Here is a 1,065-nt window from a genome sequence, read left to right on the forward strand (position 1 = left end):
TGACGGCCATTGGAAGATGCTTTGGCGGGCGCCGTCAACCGGCATCATGGAGTTTTGTTGAGGCCAGTGCCGGGGCGCAATGCAATCAAAGCTTGCACCTTGTCGCGCCTGCCCTCAAAACTGCTGTCATGCAATACGCCGCCTATGTCTTCGACGCCTATGGCACGCTGTTCGACGTGCATGCCGCCGTGCGTCGTCATGCCGACCGGATCGGGCCGGACGGCCAATTGTTGTCCGAGATCTGGCGCGCCAAGCAGCTCGAATATTCCTGGGTGCGCACGCTGATGGGCGCCTATGCCGATTTCTGGCAACTGACCGAACAGGCGCTCGATTTCGCCTTGCGCAAAGTTCCCTCGGCCGACCCCGGTCTCAAGGCGATATTGCTGGATGCCTACTGGCGGCTGGATTGCTATCCGGAAGTGCCGGCCGTGCTCAAGGCGCTCAAGGCTTCGGGAGCGAGGCTGGCGATCCTGTCCAACGGCTCGCCCGAAATGCTGCAGGCGGCGGTCAAATCCGCCGCGCTCGACCAGGTTCTGGATGACATCTATTCCGTCGATAGGGTGCGGCGCTTCAAGACCGACCCGGCGGTCTACGATATGGTCGCCACCGGCTGGCGCCTCTACCCCGGCGCGGTTTCCTTTCAGTCGTCCAATCGCTGGGACATTGCTGGCGCCACCAAATTCGGTTTTCGCACGGTGTGGATCAACCGCTCCGACCAGCCCGAAGAATACCGGGATTTCCCACCGGCCCTTATCCTGCCGTCGCTCGAAGCCCTTGTGCCCGGCAGCTAGGAAACCTGTGTCTCTGGCGCCACAGTAGCAGCCTGGTCACAGCTTCGCCTTTGTTTGCCCACGTTCGGGCCAGAATCGGAACCGCCTATCGCCCCAGGTGTTGTCAGGCACCCGCGCAACTGTCGGCGAATTCACGTTTTGTTGCGATTTGAGACTTAAAGAAGGCAACCATGTCCATTACCGAAATCGAATCTTTTCGCCTGAGCCGTCGCGGCTTTCTCAACGCCGCAGCCCTGGGCGCCGCTTCGATCGCGGTTTCCGCATGCGCTACCAC

2 protein-coding genes are annotated in these 1,065 nt (G+C 61.0%); both read left to right on the forward strand.

Translation table 11 applies throughout. The features are described from left to right. Positions 1-128: 128 nt before the first annotated feature. Positions 129-791, forward strand: a complete 663-nt coding sequence (locus EN939_RS35280) for a haloacid dehalogenase type II (RefSeq protein WP_127269958.1) — start codon at positions 129-131, stop codon at positions 789-791. A 170-nt stretch (positions 792-961) separates the two neighbouring features. Next, positions 962-1,065: twin-arginine translocation signal domain-containing protein (locus EN939_RS35285; RefSeq protein WP_127271951.1), on the forward strand; the 104-nt coding region annotated here is incomplete at its 3' end.

It is taken from the genome of Mesorhizobium sp. M7A.F.Ca.CA.002.05.1.1, assembly GCF_003998335.1.
Classification (GTDB): Bacteria; Pseudomonadota; Alphaproteobacteria; order Rhizobiales; family Rhizobiaceae; genus Mesorhizobium.

Coding starts and splice junctions, on each gene's coding strand:
- EN939_RS35280 (WP_127269958.1), top strand. CDS start 129: ATGCAATACGCCGCCTATGTCTTCGACGCCTATGGCACGCTGTTCGAC.